Origin of the sequence: Gilliamella sp. B3892 (assembly GCF_026536305.1) — a bacterium.
Classification (GTDB): domain Bacteria; phylum Pseudomonadota; class Gammaproteobacteria; order Enterobacterales; family Orbaceae; genus Gilliamella.
In genome coordinates this window covers 238,422-260,615 of the sequence record NZ_JAFNOK010000002.1, presented here as the reverse complement: position 1 = coordinate 260,615, position 22,194 = coordinate 238,422, and the positions used below count along the sequence as shown (strand labels likewise).

20 protein-coding genes are annotated in these 22,194 nt (G+C 32.3%); 15 read left to right on the top strand and 5 right to left on the bottom strand.

Translation table 11 applies throughout. The annotated features are described in order from the left end of the window. Positions 1-2: 2 nt before the first annotated feature. The 4 genes from J3U74_RS03855 to ggt all read left to right on the top strand — a co-directional run bounded on the left by J3U74_RS03855 (position 3) and on the right by ggt (position 4,143). A complete protein-coding gene (locus tag J3U74_RS03855) occupies positions 3-353 on the top strand; it encodes a PTS cellobiose transporter subunit IIA (RefSeq protein WP_267328705.1) in 351 nt (116 codons plus the stop codon). A gap of 5 nt (positions 354-358) precedes the next feature. Next, positions 359-847, top strand: coding sequence for a hypothetical protein (locus J3U74_RS03850; RefSeq protein ID WP_220219208.1), 489 nt, complete (start codon positions 359-361; stop codon positions 845-847). Positions 848-861: 14 nt separating this feature from the next. Next, on the top strand, positions 862-2,211 hold the full coding sequence (gene celB / locus J3U74_RS03845; protein ID WP_267328706.1) for a PTS cellobiose transporter subunit IIC: 1,350 nt from the start codon (positions 862-864) through the stop codon (positions 2,209-2,211). A 234-nt stretch (positions 2,212-2,445) separates the two neighbouring features. Beyond that, a complete protein-coding gene (ggt, locus tag J3U74_RS03840) occupies positions 2,446-4,143 on the top strand; it encodes a gamma-glutamyltransferase (RefSeq protein ID WP_267328707.1) in 1,698 nt (565 codons plus the stop codon). Positions 4,144-4,257: 114 nt separating this feature from the next. Here ggt and rplI read toward each other — a convergent pair whose 3' ends face one another. The 4 genes from rplI to rpsF are packed head-to-tail and all read right to left on the bottom strand — an operon-like array spanning position 4,258 to position 5,637. After that, positions 4,258-4,707, bottom strand: a complete 450-nt coding sequence (gene rplI, locus J3U74_RS03835) for a 50S ribosomal protein L9 (protein WP_267328708.1) — start codon at positions 4,705-4,707, stop codon at positions 4,258-4,260. Positions 4,708-4,729: 22 nt separating this feature from the next. Then, positions 4,730-4,957, bottom strand: coding sequence for a 30S ribosomal protein S18 (gene rpsR / locus J3U74_RS03830; RefSeq protein WP_025314965.1), 228 nt, complete (start codon positions 4,955-4,957; stop codon positions 4,730-4,732). Positions 4,958-4,961: 4 nt separating this feature from the next. Next, complete coding sequence (gene priB, locus J3U74_RS03825; RefSeq protein WP_366518690.1) at positions 4,962-5,267, bottom strand: primosomal replication protein N; 306 nt, start codon at positions 5,265-5,267, stop codon at positions 4,962-4,964. Further along, complete coding sequence (rpsF, locus tag J3U74_RS03820) at positions 5,254-5,637, bottom strand: 30S ribosomal protein S6 (protein ID WP_220219213.1); 384 nt, start codon at positions 5,635-5,637, stop codon at positions 5,254-5,256. The genes priB and rpsF overlap by 14 nt, the downstream gene beginning before the upstream one ends. Positions 5,638-5,973: 336 nt before the next feature. Between rpsF and J3U74_RS03815 the strand changes: the two genes are divergently transcribed. The 11 genes from J3U74_RS03815 to msbA (J3U74_RS03765) all read left to right on the top strand — a co-directional run bounded on the left by J3U74_RS03815 (position 5,974) and on the right by msbA (J3U74_RS03765) (position 21,108). Next, positions 5,974-6,321: an HIT domain-containing protein gene (locus tag J3U74_RS03815; RefSeq protein WP_220219214.1), complete on the top strand. Its 348-nt coding sequence runs from the start codon at positions 5,974-5,976 to the stop codon at positions 6,319-6,321. Positions 6,322-6,325: 4 nt separating this feature from the next. Further along, positions 6,326-7,036, top strand: a complete 711-nt coding sequence (locus J3U74_RS03810) for a hypothetical protein (RefSeq protein ID WP_267328709.1) — start codon at positions 6,326-6,328, stop codon at positions 7,034-7,036. Continuing rightward, a complete protein-coding gene (gene nagZ, locus J3U74_RS03805; protein ID WP_267328710.1) occupies positions 7,036-8,079 on the top strand; it encodes a beta-N-acetylhexosaminidase in 1,044 nt (347 codons plus the stop codon). The genes J3U74_RS03810 and nagZ overlap by 1 nt, the downstream gene beginning before the upstream one ends. After that, entirely contained in the window at positions 8,060-9,301 is a 1,242-nt protein-coding gene (locus J3U74_RS03800) for a sigma 54-interacting transcriptional regulator (RefSeq protein ID WP_267328711.1), read from the top strand. The genes nagZ and J3U74_RS03800 overlap by 20 nt, the downstream gene beginning before the upstream one ends. A 2-nt stretch (positions 9,302-9,303) precedes the next feature. Continuing rightward, positions 9,304-10,332, top strand: coding sequence for a dTDP-glucose 4,6-dehydratase (gene rfbB, locus J3U74_RS03795; protein ID WP_267328712.1), 1,029 nt, complete (start codon positions 9,304-9,306; stop codon positions 10,330-10,332). 446 nt (positions 10,333-10,778) lie between these two features. After that, positions 10,779-12,731 (top strand): HAD family hydrolase, encoded by a 1,953-nt coding sequence (locus J3U74_RS03790; protein WP_267328713.1) that lies wholly within the window; start codon positions 10,779-10,781, stop codon positions 12,729-12,731. A 29-nt stretch (positions 12,732-12,760) separates the two neighbouring features. After that, entirely contained in the window at positions 12,761-15,040 is a 2,280-nt protein-coding gene (locus J3U74_RS03785; protein WP_267328714.1) for a glycosyltransferase family 8 protein, read from the top strand. Between the two features lie 27 nt (positions 15,041-15,067). Next, entirely contained in the window at positions 15,068-16,159 is a 1,092-nt protein-coding gene (locus J3U74_RS03780; RefSeq protein ID WP_267328715.1) for a glycosyltransferase, read from the top strand. A gap of 92 nt (positions 16,160-16,251) precedes the next feature. Continuing rightward, positions 16,252-17,310: an acyltransferase family protein gene (locus tag J3U74_RS03775; protein ID WP_267328716.1), complete on the top strand. Its 1,059-nt coding sequence runs from the start codon at positions 16,252-16,254 to the stop codon at positions 17,308-17,310. A 251-nt stretch (positions 17,311-17,561) separates the two neighbouring features. Then, positions 17,562-19,298, top strand: coding sequence for a lipid A export permease/ATP-binding protein MsbA (msbA, locus tag J3U74_RS03770; RefSeq protein WP_267328717.1), 1,737 nt, complete (start codon positions 17,562-17,564; stop codon positions 19,296-19,298). 16 nt (positions 19,299-19,314) lie between these two features. Then, a complete protein-coding gene (gene msbA, locus J3U74_RS03765) occupies positions 19,315-21,108 on the top strand; it encodes a lipid A export permease/ATP-binding protein MsbA (RefSeq protein ID WP_220219224.1) in 1,794 nt (597 codons plus the stop codon). On the opposite strand, the gene J3U74_RS03760 is transcribed toward msbA (J3U74_RS03765), so the two are convergent. Further along, complete coding sequence (locus tag J3U74_RS03760; RefSeq protein WP_267328718.1) at positions 21,105-22,181, bottom strand: glycosyltransferase family 2 protein; 1,077 nt, start codon at positions 22,179-22,181, stop codon at positions 21,105-21,107. The two genes, msbA (J3U74_RS03765) and J3U74_RS03760, sit on opposite strands and share 4 nt — an antisense overlap. Between the last annotated feature and the right edge of the window lie 13 nt (positions 22,182-22,194).

Below are 22,194 nucleotides of genomic sequence, written 5' to 3'. Positions count from 1 at the left end.
TTATGAACGAGGAAATGAGCACCGAGGAAATTCAACTTATCGCATTTAATATTATTTTGCACAGTGGTAATGCCAAAACAAAGATCCATGAAGCGTTTAAGGCGATGAGAAAAGCTGATTTCACAACCGCAAACCAATTACTTGAGCAAGCTAATGAGGAAATTTTGGAGGCACATAAATCGCAGACAGGATTGCTGCAAAATTATGCCAATGGCATGCAGATCAATATGGAAATTATCATGGTTCATGCTCAAGATCATTTAATGACAACAATGACAATGCGAGAAATCGCTATTGAGATGGCTAATTTATACCAGCAAAACCACGAGCTTGCTGAAAAACTAGCGAGGTGAACGCAATGACGTCGAAACAATTGAAAATGCAACAAAAAGTTAGTTTAACCAACCTTTACTATAATCGGTTTTTAGCTATTCGTTATAGTACTGCCTTTTTCTTATTTCTTAATCTGTATTGGTCTGTTTTTCTACTTGGTTCATTCTCAATTGCAGGTATTTTGCCGGTGGCGTTGTTTTTGCTGGGTGCTTTAACAGCTTTTGAACAAGTTAAGCTGTACCGTAATCATGATAATCGTCTTCCCTATGCAAACGTCTTTTTCTCTGCGGTTTTTATTGCCAGTGTTTTTTTGATGATTGTGGTTAATACCTCATTATTTCATTTCTTTTTTCCATTTTTCAAAAATACTCAGCAGGTTTTAAACACAATTATGTTAGTTCTATCGGCTTGCTTATTAATTAGCTTTTTGATTATCAGAAAGATTAAAAAAATTCAGCGTAATGAGGATCGACTTTATCAGAAAATTCAGGCTTACCAACAGGTTATTAATTAAATGAGGATAACAAAATGAATACAGGATTTGTAATATTGCAGAAATTTTTAATGGCGCCAATGGCTAAAATTTCGCAATTTAAAATTGTAAGAGCTGTCATGGCGGCAGGTATGGCTTCAGTTCCTTTTTCAATCGTCGGATCAATGTTTCTCGTATTCAATACATTACCATTAACTTTTACCGGGTTAGAAGGCTTTTTTGAAAATACCTTTTTTAGAGTTAGTGACCTGTACATGATTGCGAATACTGCGACAATTGGTATTTTGGCGCTGTATTTTAATTTTGTTGTCGGTTATGAACTGACCAAAATTGAAGCTGAAGAGACTGGGCTAAAAGTCAATGCGCTTAATGGCGCTATGCTATCTGTTTTTGCTTTTTTTATGACAATACCCGAATTAGTCATGCAAAATGGCATTATTTCGCTACTCACAGATGAACCTAATTTAGTTTACAATGGTCTTCGCTTACAACCTTTTGTTTTTCGTTTAGGCACTTCTGGCATATTTATTGCGATTGTCATGGCGATTTTAGCGACTCATCTCTACTTTTTATGTGTTCGACGCAATTGGGTGGTTAAAATGCCTGAAACTGTGCCACTAGGCGTTTCGCGATCGTTTACCGCACTAATACCAACTTTTGTTATCGCTTTTACGGTAATCATTCTCAATGGTATTTTAATCTTTTTAGGTACGGATATTTTTAATATTGTTGGAGTTCCATTTACTTTTGTTACTAATTTAACCAAAAGCTGGTTGGGTGTAATGGTAATTCTGTTTTTGATTCACGCTTTATGGGTTGTTGGGATCCATGGTGCAAGTATTATTGGTGCGTTTATTACCCCAATTATGTTAACCAATATGGATGAAAACGTATTAGGGGCACATATTCCGTTTGCCGGTGAGTTTAATAATTCACTGGTTATTTTAGGGGGATCTGGATCAACATTATTAATGACGTTCTTTATTGCCTTTTTTGCCAAATCCAGTCAACTAAAAATACTCGGCCGTGCTTCAGCTGTACCGGCAATCTTTAACATCAATGAGCCTATCATTTTTGGTATGCCAATTGTTTATAATCCTTATTTAGCAATCCCTTTCTTTTTAGCGCCTATGGCATGTGGTACTTTAGGTTATTTTGCCATTAATTCGGGGCTGATTAACCCAATTATCGCATTAGTGCCTTGGCCATCACCAATGGGACTCGGTGCCTTCATCGGAACTGGTGGGGATATTAAAGCGGCTTTTGTTGCAATTCTTTCGGCTATTTTAGCGCTATTAATTTATTTACCTTTTGTTAAGTTATATGACAATAAACTTTATAAAGATGAACAGGGTAAACCGATAGTAGAAGAACAAACCGCTTAACAATATCATTTATAACAGGAGTGTAGATCTTTGATTTAAAAGATTTACACTCTTTTTTATAATCATTGAATTTGCATCAAATTTAGCAATTTCCACCTGATTGTTTATTATTTATCCACCTCCGCATTTCTATGCTATATTGATATTTCCTTCACGCTTTACATAATTTTTTTGCTCAAGTATTTAATTAATTTTTATATCGTGGAGGCGACGAGCAATTTAAGGAGGTGTGACATGTTTTATCTTAAATCATTAAAACATTGTTGGTTTTTATTGTTTTTAATCATAAGCCAGCATGTTAGTGCGACTTTACAAAAACCACCGTTATTTGAAGCTGGCGCAGTTGCCTCTCCCGATTATTACGGCGCTATAGCGGCTCAAGAGATGTTAGCTAAAGGCGGAAATGCGGTGGATGCAGCTGTTGCGACTGCATTTGCACTCGCCGTCACCTATCCTGAAGCAGGTAATATTGGTGGTGGAGGATTTATGACGCTGTGGATGGACGGCAAACCTTATTTTATTGATTACCGGGAAGTAGCACCTGGCAAAGCGACTAAGGATATGTATCTTGATGCAGATAAAAATGTGATCCCTAATTTAAGCTTATATTCTCATCAAGCTTCCGGTGTTCCCGGCACTGTTGCCGGGATGTGGGCTGTACACCAACGTTTTGGTAAATTGGATTGGAAAGCGGTTATGGCACCAGCGATACGTTTTGCTCAAGAGGGTTTCACGGTAGACAAACAATTGGTCAAGCGCTATCAAGAAGCCGAAGCTTTGGCGCCTGCTAATGGTTATTTCAAACAGTACTTTGGAACGATGCGAACTGGTGAAACTTTTAAGCAGCCTGAACTAGCGAAAGTATTAGCTCGTATTGCAGATAAAGGAAGCGACGGTTTTTATAAAGGTGAAACAGCTCTATTAATTGCCAAACAGATGACAAAAAATGCCGGCTTAATTACCGAAGATGATTTAGCCAATTATCAAGCTAAATGGCGAACTCCGTTAATTGCAAATTGGCAAAATATGCAAATCATTACCGCACCACCGCCGAGCTCTGGAGGCGTGGGTTTAATTCAATTGCTGTTAATGAAGCAAGATTTAGCAAATGAATTTAAAGGTATAACGGTTAATTCTGCTCCATATATACATCTACTTGCTGAGATTGAAAAACGTGTATTTGCTGATCGGGCAGAATATATGGGCGATCCTGACTTTGTGACAGTGCCGGTTGAACGCTTAATGGATGCCAATTATCTCTCGCAACGAGCGAAACAAATTAATGCCAAAGCGATTACAGCAACAGACCAAGTTAGACCAGGGTTAGATAATGAGAATGAAAAGTTACAAACTACTCATTTTTCAATTGTTGATAAATGGGGAAATGCTGTTTCAAACACTTATACGCTAAATGGCTGGTTTGGATCGGCTGTGGTCATAGAAGGCACAGGGATTGTAATGAATAACGAAATGGATGATTTTAGTAGTAAGCAAGGTGTTGCTAATCAGTTTGGTGTTGTTGGAAAGGATGCGAATGCAATCGAGCCGAATAAGCGTCCATTATCATCGATGTCACCAAGCATTTTTACTCAAAATAATCAGGTTGTAATGGTCATTGGTACGCCCGGTGGTTCAAGAATATTTACTTCAATATTTCAAGTGGTTACTAATGTTTTTGATAATCACATGCCATTAAAAGAGGCTGTGGATGCACCACGTTATCATCATCAATTGCTGCCAAGCAATGTCATTTTTATCGAACCTTTTCAAAGTAAAGTTCCTCAGCCAATAAAGAGTAAACTTGAACAAATGGGATATCAATTTGAACAACAGGATTTTAATGGTGATATTCAAGTAATAAAAATTACTGATAATAAACCTCAAGCTGTGTCAGATGTACGGGGTAGAGGTAAAGCAATGATAGTAAAATAGATAATTAACTTATATCGCATTTTACACCCTAAATCCTATCTGACTGAAAAGGTTAAATGATAAGTATAAAAAAACCCGCCATTTTGACGGGTTTTTAAAATTATTAATTGATAATTATTCTGGGATAATATCAACAATAAGTTTAGCAAAAGCTTCGCTGTGTACTTGGAAGAACACTTCGTGCTCACCAGTGGTACGCAATACACCATTTGGTAGGCGAACTTCGCTTTTTGATACTTGAACGCCACGAGCTTTAACTGCATCAGCGATATCACGAGTACCAATTGAACCAAATAATCTGCCTTCGTCACCTGCTTTAGAAGCAATAGTCACTTTAGCTAGAGCATTGATTTCAGCTACACGTTGTTCAGCTGCTTTTAATGTTTCAGCAAGTTTTGCTTCTAATTCAGCACGACGAGCTTCAAAGTATTCAATATTCTTTTTAGTTGCCGGTACTGCTTTACCTTGTGGAATTAAGAAGTTACGTGCGTAACCCGCTTTAACATGAACTTGATCACCTAAGCTGCCTAAATTAGCAACTTTATCGAGTAGAATAATTTGCATTATATGTTCCCTCTGTTGCTAATTACTGATGGTTGTCAGTGTATGGTAATAATGCCAAGTAACGAGCGCGTTTGATAGCGCGAGCTAATTGACGTTGATATTTTGCGCTAGTACCAGTGATACGGCTTGGTACAATTTTACCACTTTCTGTGATATAGCTTTTTAATAAAGAAACATCTTTATAATCAATTTCTTTAACGCCTTCTGCTGTAAAACGGCAGAATTTGCGACGACGGAAATAACGTGCCATTTGGCTATTCTCCTAATAGTTTAATTTGGTCAGCATGTAAAACAAGTTGGCTTGTTTTATTACGTTTAGTATGAGTGCTTATAAAACCACTAACTAAAACTTTGCTGCCTTTTTTTATGTAACTTAACTCTTGTTGTCCACTGGCAATAACGGGCATTATGCACCATGCTTGCCTTGTGAGTTCTGCTTCAATTTGCTCAGAAACGTGTTCTAAATAAAATTGGCAATGTGAAATCCCACTTGGACTCATTTTTCTTATCGGGGTTTTGGTAACAACGCCCGATAACACCAAACGATTATTCTTCCGAATCATCGTCCATGTTTACTTCACTAAAATCATCTTCAGCGTTACGACGCTCATCTTTAGCTTTTAACATTGGTGAAGTTTCAGTTACAGCATGTTTAGTACGCATAATTAAACTGCGAATGACTGCATCATTAAAACGGAAGTTATCTTCAAGTTCATTAACAGCTTCTTGAGTTGCTTCAACATTCATTAACACATAGTGTGCTTTGTGCAGTTTTTCGATAGGATAGGCTAATTGACGACGACCCCAATCTTCTAAACGATGGATTTTTCCACCATCAGTGGTTAATGTACCAGTATAACGTTCAATCATACCCGGTACTTGTTCACTTTGATCTGGGTGAACCATAAATACAATTTCGTAATGACGCATTATCGCTCCCTACGGATTAATCAGCTTTCTGTCGGGGCAACCGCAACCCATTGAAAGCAAGGAACATGAAAATTAGGCGGTTGAAATCGACGGGGCATTATATATCAACTTATTCTGATTGACAAATGAATATGACAAGTTTAATTAGATAACGTAAATAATCGCTTTTTATACTGAAACGTATACATTTTCTGAAACTTCTTGTCAAAAAATCATTCGCTAACTGTAAAATGTAACGATATCTATACATTATTGTTGTTAAAATATGGTATGCTTGCTCAATAATAATTGTCAGTTTGTAAATATTAGCCTTATAAAAAAGAAAGGAGAACTTTAATGACACAGGAAACTATATTTAGTAAGATCATTCGACGAGAAATCCCTGCTGATATCGTTTTTCAAGATGATAAAGTAACGGCATTTCGTGATATCTCTCCTCAAGCTCCCACACATATATTAATTATTCCTAATAAACTTATTCCAACCATTAACCATATAAAAGAAGAAGATGAAGCAACCCTAGGGCATATGATGCTTGTCGCTGCTAAAATTGCCAAACAAGAAGGCATTGACGAAACGGGCTATCGTTTAATCATGAATTGTAATAAAGATGCGGGGCAAGAAGTTTTCCATATTCATATGCATTTGTTAGGCGGAAAAAATTTAGGTCGATTAATAGGTTAATAATATGAATAAAATCAAACAGGTTTTCATTATTGGTCCAATAATTCTTTTATTAGCAGGTTGCCACCTTTTGGGGCAAAAAGATAACGTCAGAGTTAGCCCGCCAATTATTAATGGAACGCCAGATGGTACTGGTGTGGTTGATACACCACCGAAGATTGTTAAAGAGACAAACTGGAATCAGATTTTATCTCCGTTTGTGGATAAGATATTACACTCATCAGAAGCCGGAGGCGCTAATAACTTGATCTTAATTAGTGATATCCAAAATCGTAGTGGTGATTATCTTGCTACTAATCAAATCGATAATGCTTTATATCAATTGATGAGCAAACAAAATACTTATACCGTTGTAGATAAAAAGGCTGTTAATCAAGCTAAACAAACATTGGGCATTTCAGCCGATGATAAACTTGTTTCACGTAGTAAAATGATTGGTTTGGCTAAATCATTAAATGCTGGTTATGTCCTATTTACCACCATTTATAAATTACCGACTGATACCGATAATGCCAATGTTGCTATGGAACTTCTTTCAACCCAAAGTGGCGAGATTTTAACTCGTGCCACATCAAAAGATTTTCCTTCTCAGCCAAAAACTCAACCTGAAACGGATACAACAATTTCTGCCCCAACTACGTCCGATGCAACTACAACCGATGCAACTACAACCGACGCAACTACAACCAATACAACTACAGGGGTAAATCAATAATGGGACCGCTGTTGATCGATGTTGAAGGCACATCGTTAACCCAAGAGGAAAAAGAACTTTTGCAAAATCCGTTGCTTGCTGGAGTGATTTTATTTAGTCGCAATTATCAAGAACCTAATCAGTTAAAAGAATTGATAAAACAGATTCGTGATAATTCTTCGCAACGCCTTTTAATTTCTGTCGATCATGAAGGTGGTCGTGTTCAGCGTTTTAAACAGGGATTTACGCTGATTCCTCCGGCACAATCTTTTGCCGCTTTAAATGATTTACCACAAGCCAAATCACTGGCATTTGATGCGGGTTGGGTACTGGCAATGGAGCTAATCGCTTTTGATATCGATCTTAGCTTTGCGCCTGTGCTAGATCTCGGGCACGAGTGTTTAGCCATTGGGACTCGCTCATTTCATCAAGATGCCGATATTGCCTATCAAGTCGCTTCTGCCATGATTGATGGTATGCATGCAGCGGGCATGAAAACAACCGGTAAGCATTTTCCCGGACATGGGCATGTAATTGCTGACTCACATAAAGAAACACCAATAGATAATCGTGATAAATCGCTTATTGAGCAAGATATGCAAATTTTTGCCAAACTCATTGCCGATGACAAACTCGACGCTATTATGCCAGCTCACGTTATCTACAGCGCCTTTGATAATAAACCTGCAAGTGGGTCATCTTACTGGCTTAAAACGGTATTACGGCAGCAATTGCAGTTTAAAGGGATCATCTTTTCCGATGATTTATCAATGGAAGGCGCCTCTATTATGGGGAATCATGCTGAGCGAGCAAAGGCAGCATTAGAGGCCGGCTGTGATCTGCTGTTAGCTTGTAATAACAGGCAAGGTACTTTAGCTATATTACATCAGCTAGCTGAATTAGATAAAAAGCATAATTTGCAGTCAGAAAAAGCTAAACGCTTACTGACCGATACCAAAGTAACTTACGATGAATTAATCCATAATCGTGATTGGCAACTTCGTCACAATAATTTAATGAAACTAAACGAAAAGTGGGCAGATCATGCAAGCGGCAATCATTGAAATTAATAATAACCAACTTTTAGTTGCCTATAATAGTGCAGCAAAAGCTTTATTTACGCACAATACGTTAGTATTGAATCAACCATTTAATTATAAAAAAGTATTCAATTTAGATGAATCGTCAAATTTAGATATCCAAGATGACACGATAATCGTTTTAAATTCTCAATACTTCCTGTTACAAAAAGTCGATGAACAATCTAAAACGATCTTTATTTTACAATCTATTGAATATTTGAAAAAAAGGTTATCTAAAATACAAGTTGTTGGGCGGCATGCATTTGATATTTTCGCAACAGAAAGTTTGGTAATGAAAAAACTCATTGCACAAGCTAAAGCTTTTTCTATGCAACGTGAACCACTTTTAATATCGGGCGAAACAGGGACGGGCAAAGATTTACTTGCTCATGCTTGTCATCAATATAGTCCACGAGGAGATCAAACCTTCTTAGCGCTAAATTGTGCAGCCATGCCCGATGATGTCGTTGAAAGTGAATTATATGGACACGCAGCCGGTGCTTATCCGGGGGTAACTGAAAGTAAAAAAGGCTTTTTTGAGCAGGCGAATGGTGGATCGGTATTACTTGATGGCATTGATGAAATGTCATTTCAAATGCAAACAAAATTATTACGATTCATCAATGACGGTTATTTTCGCCGAGTTGGGGATGATAACGAAGTTTATGTCGATGTAAGAATTATTTGTGCCACTAAAGTGGATTTGGCCGGTTTAGTTGAACAGGGCAAATTTAGAAAAGATCTTTATTATCGGCTTAACGTCTTATCGCTGAATCTACCTTCATTACAAGATCGCAAAGATGATATCGCACCTTTAACGAAAATCTTTGTCGATGAATTTGCCAACAAACAAGGGATCACCCCACCAACGATCGATGACAATGTGATAGAGTTTTTAACTCGTTACTTTTGGCCGGGTAATGTACGTCAGCTTAAAAATGTTCTTTATTCAGCGTTAGCTCAACTTACTTCATCTGTTTTAACAACAAAAGATATAGTGTTACCAATTCCAACCACTTCACAATTATCTTGGATCAATAATATTGAAAATAAAACACTTGATGAAATGACTAAGCAGTTTGAAAAAGAGATTTTATTAAGGCTGTATGATAAGTACCCTAGCTCAAGAAAACTGGCCAAAAGGTTAGGGGTATCACATACAGCAATTGCCAATAAGTTAAGAGATTATGGAATAGGGCGATAATTTTGTCTGACAGCAAAAAAATTTTGATAACAGGTGGTGCAGGATTCATTGGCTCAGCGGTTATTCGATATATCATCGAACAGACAACGCATCAAGTTATTAATCTTGACAAACTGACTTATGCGGCCAATTTGCAAGCATTGCAATCAGTATCCACCAACAACAGATATTTTTTTGAAAAAGTGGATATTTGTCATCGACACGCACTCGACCATATTTTTGAGCAGTATCAACCAAATGCAATCATACATTTGGCGGCTGAAAGTCATGTAGATCGCTCAATTAATCATCCGGCTAAATTTATTGAAACCAATGTTATTGGAACCTTCACACTGCTAGAATCGTCTTATCATTATTGGCAAAACTTAGCTAAAGACTTGAAAGAAACTTTTCGCTTTATTCATGTTTCAACCGATGAAGTATATGGCGAACTGCAACAAAACGAGAGTGAATTTACTGAATCAACGCCTTATGCACCAAATAGCCCCTATTCAGCATCAAAGGCATCAAGCGATCATCTAGTCAGATCTTGGTATAAAACCTATGGTCTGCCAACAATTATCACGCACAGTACAAATAATTACGGCCCATTCCAACATCCTGAAAAGTTAATTCCTTCAGTCATTTCAAATGCCCTTACCGGTAAACCGATACTTATCTATGGTGAAGGCTTGCAAATGCGTGATTGGATTTATGTGGAAGATAATGCTAAAGCTTTATATTCCGTTTTAATCAATGGTAAAATAGGCGAAACATACAATATTGGTGCTAATAACGAATCAACCAATATAGCATTAGCTGAAAAACTTTGTAAAATACTTGATGAACTCGCTCCCCAATATAAAAGTTCAATAATAAAATATCGGGATTTAATTCAATTTGTATCTGACAGACCGGGCCATGATTATCGATATGCTATTGATTCATCTAAAATAACGAAAGAATTAGGTTGGCATCCTCAAGAGGACTTCGAAAGTGGGTTGAGGAAGACGGTTATAGCATATTTAAATAGCAAACAAATAATAGGATGAATTTTAGTTTACCTAATGTTTCAATTTCAATATGTGTGTATAATGTTAAAATTTATTCATGACACTGTTAAAAGTGAAGCTCTATTTTCTTAATAATAGTGTGAGATAGGTTTGAAAAAATTTATCGTTTTTAATTGAATTTGTAAGAGTATGATGAAAATAGTTTCAGCTCAAATTCTTACTTCATGCCTTTTTTAAATAAATTGCCGTTTTTAGAAACATTATTCTGATAATTATAATTTATAGAAATTAGTTTAAGCATTACTTTGTGTATTATTGTTTTTAAGTAATGTATTTTCTTAAGATGACAGAGTAATTTTAAAAAGATATACTTACCAAAATCATATAAATTATTTACATTAAATATACAAATATATATTGCTTATTGTCATAAACAGAATATGTATGCATATCATTTTTATACATTTAAAAGGTTTTAAATACTTATGCTAGATAAAGTAAAAAAATTAATTGACACTCATGAAATAATTTCGTTTGATATTTTTGACACTCTATTATTAAGAATATATGCAAAACCTACAGATTTATTTTTGCATATGGAAAAGCTTTATAATATTCCTGGTTTTTTTAAAGCTCGAATAGCGGCTGAAACTAATGCTAGAGCCCACACTTCAGCAGAAGAAATAACATTAGATGAGATATATCAACAATTACCAGATTATTTCCGAACCTTTAAATGTAAAGAAATTGAGCATGAAATAGCGGCTTTAAAAGTCAATAAAGATATTTATCAAGTTTACAAATATGCCTTGAAGAAAAAAAAGAAAATAATTATCACTTCAGACATGTACTTGCCAAAAGATATATTAATTAATATTTTACATAAAAATGGTTATAACAAATATGATCATTTTTATTTATCTTCTGAAACTTTAGTTACAAAACACAATGGCACACTTTATACACTTATTTTAAATGATTTAAATATAACTGCTCCTAATACACTATTACATATTGGGGATAATTATTATTCAGATTATGAAAGAGCGATAGAGAAAGGAATTGATGCTTATCATTACAAAAAAGCAATAGATCAGTTATTTGAAAGCAATATACGTACTAAAATGTACTATGATCAAAATCCTAATGATGTTGGTGCCTCAATATTGCTTGGATTACTTGCTTATAATCATCTAAAATTTGATAAAAATTATTGGAAAAACTTTGGTTATAATTACGCCGGACCGACCGTATTTTCATATGTTTATTGGTTAAAAAAGTCATTCGAAAAAGATAATATAAATAATGCACTTTTCGTTGCTAGAGATGGATATTCATTAAAAAAAGTGTTTGATCTAATGAATGATGATGAAGTTAAATCGAGTTATATTTATGCACCGAGGGTATTGAGTACTCTGTTTTATCTAGATTTTAATCAAAATAAGTATATTGATCCCAATGAAAAATTTTCAGCGGTCAAAAATATATTATCTCACTATAAAGAACGAAATGATATTTTGAAAGAAAAAACACCTAATATCACTTCAACTGAAGAAGGTGTCGCTTTTATTGAGCAACATATTGATATATACAAGAAACTTGCTGAAGAGGAAACTAAATCTTATAAAGATTATATAGAAAATTTATCTTTAAAAGAAAATCTCGCTATTATCGATACCTGTTCAATTAATTTATCATCGCAAAGATTGATTGAAAAAATAATAGGGAAGCAACTTTATGGATACTACTTTTTGTTACAAGCTAATGAAAATACAAATATTAATTTAGATGATTATATATTAAGAGCTTATCGAGAAGATAAATTTTCGTGGATAAAAGATTGGGATGTCATGGAATTTTTTATGACATCACCTGAACCGCCAATCAAAGATTTTAGAAATGGAAACCCAATCTACAAAAAACCAGATAATAATGACAAAATTCGTAGTGAAATTTATCCTGTTCTGTCTGAAGGTATAGTAGAATTTGCGAAGGATTTATTGTCTTCATTTCCAAATTGGAATCCATTCATTACGTGGAAAAATATTTTCGATTGGGTAAATATTTTTTGCTCTGTTTCCACTCCAAAAGATAAAAAGATGCTTGCTAATGTCAATCATGCTTTTGATTTTAATCATGAAAAATATGTTCCAATCTGTAAAGAATGGTATAATTTTGAATATGAGAATAAAATTCAGATCAAAAATAAATTCAAAATAGGTAATTTAGTCGTTTTAAAAAAATTATCTAAGAAGAATGTATCATCATATTTTTTCTTTAATCTGCCAATCTTAACAATTAATAAGGAAAATAAGCGTATCAATTATCATTTGTTCAAATATATTCCGGTTTATAAAAGGAAAGAAAAGAAGAACAAAATGAAATATTATGCTTTCAACCTACCTATTTTAACAATTACTAAGAAATATTATCGATAAAAATATCAATTTTTAGGAAAACATTAACGATGAAAAGTAGTTATATAAATTTTGTTTTAACTGGTGATAATAACTATGTAGCTCCATTAGGTGTTTGTATGACTTCTATTCTGCTTAACCTAGCCGAGAATAGACGAGCACGTTTTTTTGTATTTGTTCAAGGTTTTACTAAAGATGATAAGAAGCGGCTTGAAGATGTAAAAAAAGTGAGGCCGTGCGAAATCATTTTTGTCGAGATGGAAGATTATATTCATCTTTTTGACTGTATCGATACTAGTAAATTTGTTTTGCAATATGTTAATCTTGTTGTTTATTATAGATTATTAATGCTAGATATATTACCAGATGATGTTGATAAATGTTTTTATATTGATGGTGATATGATTATTGATTCTGATCTTTCTTATTTATATGATAAGTTTGATGAAGAAAACGTTATGGGTGCTGTTGTTGAAATACTTGCTATGCAATATAGAGATAGTATTTTAAAACATTTTATGGAATGGAAAGATCTAAAAAATTTTCAGAATAATCCATTAAAGTATCCTTATTTCAATGCTGGTTTCTTTTTATTAAATGTTAAAAAAGCAAAAGAATTAGAATTATTCAAAAAAGCTTTTGAATTTTTAGATAATCACCCAAATCCTCCGTACGCAGATCAAGATACACTTAATTATATTGTTGGTCAGACTCATCCACACTTATTAGAACATTTTCCTCCTTCATATAATGTGTTTTGTGATATGCATCACGACATTGATTTATACTATGATGCTTTTTACGATAAGAAAGATATCCAAGAAGCCTTCAATCATCCTAGGATCTATCACTATGGTGGAGCTAACAAGCCTTGGATAAATCGAAAAGTTAGATTTTTTTATTCAATATGGTGGCGATATTGTCATTTATCTCCATGGTCAGATTTGCCAGAGCCTGAACCGGAAGAAATCTATCATGAGGAATTAATAAATACAACGCCAAATACAAATAATTCTGATGAGCATAAAAACCTTAATAATCCAAATAACTCATGTTCAACTTTTAAATTATTTAATTTTATTCCGCTGTTTAAGAAAAAGATTAAATATAATGAGAAAAAATATTACTTTTTAGGTATACGCTTGTATTCTAAGAAACAAGTAAATGCTTATTTCAAATGCTACCGAATTTTAGGGCTGAAATTTAAAAAAATCAATTTGCAGAAAATGTTTGAATTCAAAATTGAAGATGTGAAAAACGTCATGAATTGGCATTTTCAAGACTCAAAAAATAGAGCTGATTGGTTATATGATAAATTGATGCATCATGTTGATTGTCAATTACAAGGATTGCGAGATGATATTCATTTAGCGATTAATAATTCTGATAATCCAACAAATACAATGAATGACGAATATAACCAATTATTAAATTCTAAATTTGAAAATATTAAAAATGAAATCAATGATATAAATGAAAAATTTATTGACATTAAAAATGAGTTCGATTTGATATCAAAAAATAGTTTAGAAAATTTTGCTTCATTGAATAAAAACCTTGAAACTGAAGTTAATAAACTTGTAGCTGACAATTTAGATACAAAACAAAGTTTAACTGTTCGAATGCAGGGTTTAGATAAAAAAATAAGTATTAATAATTCTGTGTTTATCACTCATCAAAAAACTTTCTTACCATATAAAAATATGTTTAATGGTAAAGAAATTGCAATACTTGCTACAGGTCCATCTTTGAATCATTATGTACCTATCCCTAATGTGATCCACATTGGAGTAAATAGAGCGTACAAATTTGATAAAGTAGATTTTGATTTTTTATTTATCCAGGATATTTCCGGATTAAAAGATGAAATTGCAAACATAAATCAGTATGGCCAAGGTAAATGTCAGAAATTTTATGGCGATGTACTAACAATGGAAACTTGTGCAATACCTGAAAGCTATTTAATTAAATATGGTGCAAAGCGTTATTATACGGGTGGAATGCATACACCATTTGTGAGGGATATTTCTTCTTGCTTGTTACCGGATTTCGGTTCGGTGGTTTTTGCTGCTCTAGCATTTGCCCTATATACCAATCCTAAGAAAATTTATTTAGTTGGATGTGATTGTAGTGAAGATGGTTACTTTGATGATAATAAAAAATCAATATCACCTTCTTTAAAAGGTGATTTGCCAAATATTTTACAAGGTTGGCAAAATTTCAAAACCTTTGCTAATCATGTTTATCCAGATACTGAAATAGTTTCTGTTAACCCTGTAGGTTTGAAAGGATTATTTCAGGAAATTGAGGTAAAAGAATGTTTAATCTAATTAGCTCAGATAAATTTTGATAAATTTATGGATGTGTTTCCAATACTTACTGTTATTATACCTGTATATAATACAGCTAATTATTTAAAAAGATGTTTAGATAGCGTCATTAATCAAACAATAAATGATATTGAAATAATATGTATTAATGACGGATCTACCGATGATTCTTTATCTATTTTAGAAAAATATCAAGAAATAGATCATAGAATCAAAATCATTTCGAAACAAAATGAAGGTTTATCTGTAGCTAGAAATGTTGGTATATCAAATGCTTCAGGAAAATTTATTACATTTGTTGATTCTGACGATTATATCGAAATAAATACTTATGAATTAGCTCTCCAACACTTCAACTCAGATGATATAGATGCAGTTTATTTTTCAACTAATTTAGTATTTGAATCTCAATGTACTGATGCGAATCAGGAAAAATATTATATCCATAAATATCATGGGATCATTAGTTTAACTCCCGAGATTTTAAAAAATATGGATGTGTGTGCATGGAATAAAATTTACAAGCAAGAGCTTATAAAAGAATATAAAATCAGCTTTCCTAATGGTTTGTTATACGAAGACAATCCTTTTTTTTGGTCATACATGTTAGTTTCTCATAAAGTGTATTTTATGAATGAAAAGCTATATAACTACACGATACGAGATAATTCAATTATGGGATTAACCTCAAAAAGAAAAATTGAAAAATTAGGAAAATGTAATAATGGATTAGACAAATTATTATGTTTTGAATATCTTTTAAAATTCATTTTCAAATGGAATTTATTTTCAAAAATTGAACCAATATTATGTGATTTATTTGAAAAAAATCTTTGGGATGGCCTTTATTATGCAAAAAAGAATGGCAGAAAAAAAGTATTATCCAAAGCAACGGATTTAGTAAATAAGTTTCAATTACTTGATTTTTATCCTACAAATCCTTTTATTATTTCATTGTATAAAAAAAATTATTCCCGCATTGAAAATGTCAATTCTCTTTTTCTAAATCTTTGGCAAAGAATGATTGGGGTTTGGAAAACAGATAAATGCTACATAATTTGTTTTTTAGGAATAAAAATAAAAGTCAAAACTAAGCCTAACAAAATCAAAAATAACTAATGTTAGCTTTATAATCGCATACTTTATCTAATTATATAATTAGGAAAAATTTAATTCCAAATAATAACGTGATAAATATAAAGAAATCTAAAATGAAAGTAAAAACAAGAATTGAAGCGCTAGATGGACTTAGATTTCTAGCTTGCATGATGGTTATTTTTTATCATTATTTCTTTGCTAGCCCATTATCCGGTTTTATTCCTGAAAGTTATGCTATTAATGCCTTATATTTCGGGGATTTTGGGGTAGATATTTTTTTTCTAATTAGTGGATTTGTCATTTCATTATCATCAGAAGGAAAAAGTTCATTTGGTTTTATAAAATCCAGAATAAATAGAATTGTCCCTACTTTTGTCATTTTTGGTTTGATAATTTATGTCTTTTCTATTTCTGTTCCTATGATTGATCCTTTGGAAAGAATAGTATCACTGCTTTATAGTCTTACATTTTTTCCACAAGCTTTTGGCCATGCTTTTTTCAGTAGTATTTATTGGACGATACAAATTGAAGTTACTTTTTATATTTTAGTTTTTATTATGATGCAATTGGATTTATGGAAAAGATACAAAAATCAAATATGCTTCATTTGGATTATCATTTCTTTTATTAATCAGTTTGTTTTAAATTCAACTATAATTAATTATGTTCTGCTTACACAATATGCAGGTCATTTTGTTGCTGGTATTGTTATCTTTAACATGAGAAAAAATAAATGTGAGCCATCAGATATCATATTGATTCTTTTCAGCACGATATTAATTTATAATCGAATGGTATATTTTAATAATACTGATGCTATTAATTTATTCCACTATCAAGTATCACATGTCGCTTTATTACTTTCTGCTGTTTGTGTAGTCTCGTTAGTTTGGTATGCTTCTAACTTAAATGGCGTAGGCAAATTTTATAATTTGATCAAGTTTTTAGGTGCAATGACTTATCCTTTATATTTAATTCATTCTGATATCGGTTTTTGGTCTCATGCGATATTTGAGCGTTTATTATGGGATAAATATCCGTTCACCCGCGAAATTATTGGTTATGGTATGACAATTTTTATTGCTTTATTTGTATCTTTCCTTATATCTGCTATTTATATTAAATATCTTGATAAACCGATTAATAAACTCTTTAATAAAATTTGGCATTAGATAATCACTAACTCATTTATTAATAGTTCTAACTTCTAACCTTAACTTGTTAATTATAATATAATGCTATATAGAAATTTATATTTACACTCTATAGCTTTTTTTGTTGTTAAATATAAATAATGCGAAGATATAAACTTTATTTAATATTCTTTATCTAATTATAAATACGAAATTTTTAATAAAACTAACTTCAATAGTTACATTTATAGTATAATAAGTACAATTGTTATTACGTCATAGTGTTCGCAATGTCTCAAAAATATAACTCTTACACGACTCTTAAAAAGCTTTGGCCATTCATTAAACCTTATAGAAAAGCATTGTTTGTAGCTATTTTCGGGTTGCTACTAAATGCTGCAACCGATGCTACTTTAATATCATTAACTAAACCATTATTAGACAACGGGCTAATGGGGAAAAATTATGCACTATTGATAACTATTGCTTTTGGTATTATTGGGTTGATCGGATTAAGAGGAATTTCTAATTACGCTTCTACTTATTGCCTTTCGTGGTTATCAGGTAAAGTAATAACAAATTTTAGACAGATGATATTTGATCATTTAGTAAAAAGCCCGGTTAGTTTTCATGATCAACAATCTGTTGGCGGGCTTGTTTCTGTTATCACATATAATACACAAATGTTATCAAAGGCTTCTTCAGATGCATTAATAATACTTATCCGTGAGATAGCTTATGCAGTTGGATTATGTATCGTTATGCTTTATGGTAGTTGGAAGTTAGCATCAGTACTTATTATTCTTGTGCCTTTAATTATTTTTATTGCTCAATTCATTGCTAAACGATTCAGAAAAACTATTGCATCTATGCAACAAGGTATGGGGCAAATCTCGATTGCAAGTGATGAAATGTTGAAAGGACACAAAGAAATTTTAATATTCAATGCAAAAAAATACGAAAAAAATAATTTTTATAAACTTAATGACGGTTTTCGTAGAGGAATGTTAAAAATTGAAGTTATATCCAGATTATCGACACCTCTTATACAATTGATTGCCACATTAGGGTTAGGTTTTGTATTATATTTAGTTGCTAATCAAAGCTTAGATATTACACCGGGATCTTTTACTGTTGTTTTCTCTGCTATGGTGGCTGTTATGCGCCCATTACGAGAATTAACCAGTTTACATGTGGAGTTACAAAAAGGTTCGATGGCCTGCGAGTCATTATTTGGACTTTTGAATTCTCCATTAGAAGATGATAAGGGAACTATTGTAGCTAATAATATAAAAGGCAATATTGAATTTAAACATGTAACTTTTACATATCCGACTCGAAATACTCCTGCACTAAATGATATTTCTCTAAATATACAAGCTGGGCAAACAATTGCTTTAGTTGGGCGTTCAGGTGCAGGTAAATCTACTATCGCAAACCTTATTCCACGATTTTATGATGTATCACAAGGTGAAATTCTTTTAGATTCAATTGATATTAAAGAATATACGTTAAAGTCACTGCGTCATCAAATTGGTTATGTCTCCCAACGGGTACATTTATTTAATGGGACTATTGCAGAAAATATTAGCTATGGTGAAAAAGATAAATATAGTCGTGAAGATATTATTCAAGCAGCTAAATTAGCCAATGCAATGGAGTTTATCGATAAATTAGAATCAGGTATAGATACAGAAGTTGGTGATAATGGGATTCTTTTATCAGGTGGGCAAAGACAAAGAATAGCTATTGCTCGAGTACTTTTACGAAATAATCCTATATTAATTCTCGATGAAGCAACTTCAGCTTTAGATAATGAATCCGAGAAGTTAGTTCAAGATGCGATTGAAATCCTTCAAAAAAATCGTACGTCAATTATAATCGCCCATCGTTTATCAACAATTGAAAAGGCAGATAGAATTCTAGTGATTGATGATGGAAAAGTTGTTGAAGATGGCAATCATATATCATTGATCGATTTAGATGGAATTTATGCACAAATGCATAAAATGCAATTTAACTCATAATTTGAAAAAATGACTAATGAAACAGAATACAAATCAAAATAATCATGACAAGTATAGCGATATTGATAAAGACTCATCAACTTGGAAAACTTTTTTAAAACTTTTTCCTTATATCTTAAGATATAAATTTGTTTTATTTTTATCAGTTATTTTATTAATTGTTAGTGCATTCGCTGATACTTCATTAATTGCTTTATTACGTCCGTTACTTGATAAAGGTTTCACCATGAATGATAAAGATTTTTTATTTATGGCACCTATTTATATCTTGGGTTTGGTATTTTTACGAGGCGTTGCAAATTATGGTTATTCTGTTTTTCTCGCTTTTGTTTCTGGAAAAATTGTAATGAAAATCCGCCAAAAGTTATTTAACCATTTCGTTGATGCTCCAGTCAGTTATTATGATAAAAATTCAACAGGACGATTATTATCCCGAATTATTTATGATACAGATCAGGTGGCTGCTTCATCGTCAGATGCATTAATTACAATTATTCGTGAATCAGCTTTTATTTGCGGCCTATTTTATACTATGTTTTATAACAGTTGGCAGTTATCCTTGTCTTTGATCATTATTACGCCTGTCGTAATTGGATTAATTACTTTTATATCGGTGAAATTTAGGAAGCTAGCAAAAAATATGCAAAACTCAATGGGCAATGTAACTATGTCTGTTGAGCAAATGTTAAAAGGGCACCGAGAGATCATAGTCTTTGGCGCTCAAGAAGAAGAATCAAAAAACTTTAATAAAGTGAATAACAAATTCCGTAGGGATGGAATGAAATTAACTTCCATATCTGCTTTATCTACTCCTATTGTTCAATTAGTTATTTCTTTTGCAATTGCTTTTGTTCTTGTAACAGCAAGTAATCCTGATTTAAATATTACTCCTGGTGAGTTTACTGTAGTGTTTTCTTCTCTAGTTGCACTAATGCAACCAATTAAAAATCTAACTAGTGTTAATGCCGGCTTCCAAAAAGGAATGGCAGCTTGTCAGACATTATTTGCTATTTTAGAACAGCCTATAGAAGATGATAAAGGTACAATTGATATTGAAAGAGTTAAAGGTGAAATCATTTTTAATAATGTCTCATTTGGTTATGAAACTAGACAAGACTTAGCTCTACGTAACATTAATTTTAATATAAAAGCGGGCGACACTGTTGCGTTGGTTGGTCGTTCCGGATCAGGTAAAACAACTATAGCTAGCTTATTAACCCGATTCTATGATATTACTGAAGGGGAAATTTTAATTGATGGCTATAATATCCAAGATTTAACATTATATTGTTTACGAAATCAAATAGGACTAGTATCCCAAAATGTTCACTTATTTAATGATACGATAACCAATAATATTGCTTATGGCAAAATTGGTGAATATACTCAAGAAGAAATTGAAGAAGCAGCAAAGAAAGCCTACGCATATGATTTTATTATGGAATTTAAAGATGGATTTAATACTAAAGTCGGGGAAGGCGGTATATTATTGTCAGGCGGTCAAAGACAGAGAATTTCAATAGCTAGAGCACTTTTAAGAAATAGTCCTATATTGATTTTAGATGAAGCTACATCAGCATTGGATACAGAATCAGAGCAGGTTATACAAAAAGCTTTAGATGCCTTACAAATTGGGAGAACCGCAATAGTTATTGCGCATAGACTATCTACAATTGAAAATGCTGATATTATCTTAGTCATTGATAATGGCCAAATTGTAGAGCAAGGTAACCATAATGAACTCATTAATAAAAATGGGGTCTACAAAAATCTATACAATTTGAAAAATAGGTCTGAATTAATAAATTAATATTGGCTTAATGTTGAATAATAAAAATTTTCATTATCAATATTAGTATATGGGTGTTTTTTAGTTACGGCATATTTTAATAATATTAATTTCGTATTTATTGAACACCTATTTTTTTTGGAAAATTTGATTGCATAGCAAATGTTTTGAATTATTTTTCTTTTATTATTTCTATGCATTCTAATAGTAATTTTTAATAAACCTAAATCTTTTTTTATACTCTCTCTTTCTTGAATAGAATAATTGTAACTCGATTTAAGTAATAATTCTAAATAAGTAACATTCATCCGAAAAAAGTAGTTATTTTTAGCATTAGATGATATAGGAAGGTTTTTAATCGTATCAAAACAATCAACCAATACATCCCTTAAAATACAAGTATTTTTATAATCTACATGTTGATTAGATGACAGCGAACAAAGGCGACTTCTATGCAAATAGGCTAATTTGCTCATAAAATAACATGAAATATGAGCGTTTTTAAGAATCGCTAAAGAAACTTTATGATCTTCGTGTATTCTCCCGGTGAATTTTTCTTTAAATAAATAACGTTTAAAAATATATTGCCAGGTCACCCCTGAGTAATTTTCTTTTTCTAGCAAAAAATCTAATAACTCTATACCACTATCAAAATATTTTTTAGGGGTTTCAATTAGTGACAGATCAGTAAGCAAAGGCAAAGATTTCTCATCTTTGAAAGATGTATAGTTAAAGTAAAATAATTCTAATTCAGGATTATTTTTTAGTGATGTTTTAAATTCATTAAATAAGTTCGTATTAACTATATCATCTGAATCAACAAACATTACATAATCTTTAGAAGCTGCTTCAATACCTGTATTTCGAGCAGCACTTACACCTAAATTAGGTTGAGAAATTATTTTTATTTGCTTATGCTTAGCAGCATATCTAACTAGTATTTCTTCAGTTTTGTCTGTTGAACCATCATCTACGCAAATTATTTCTTCTGGTAAACAAGTCTGATTAACTAAAGAATCTAAACAATTAGCAATATATGACTCAACATTGTAACAGGGTATAATAACTGTTAAATTAGTGTTCTTCACAATCATTGCTAAATTATCC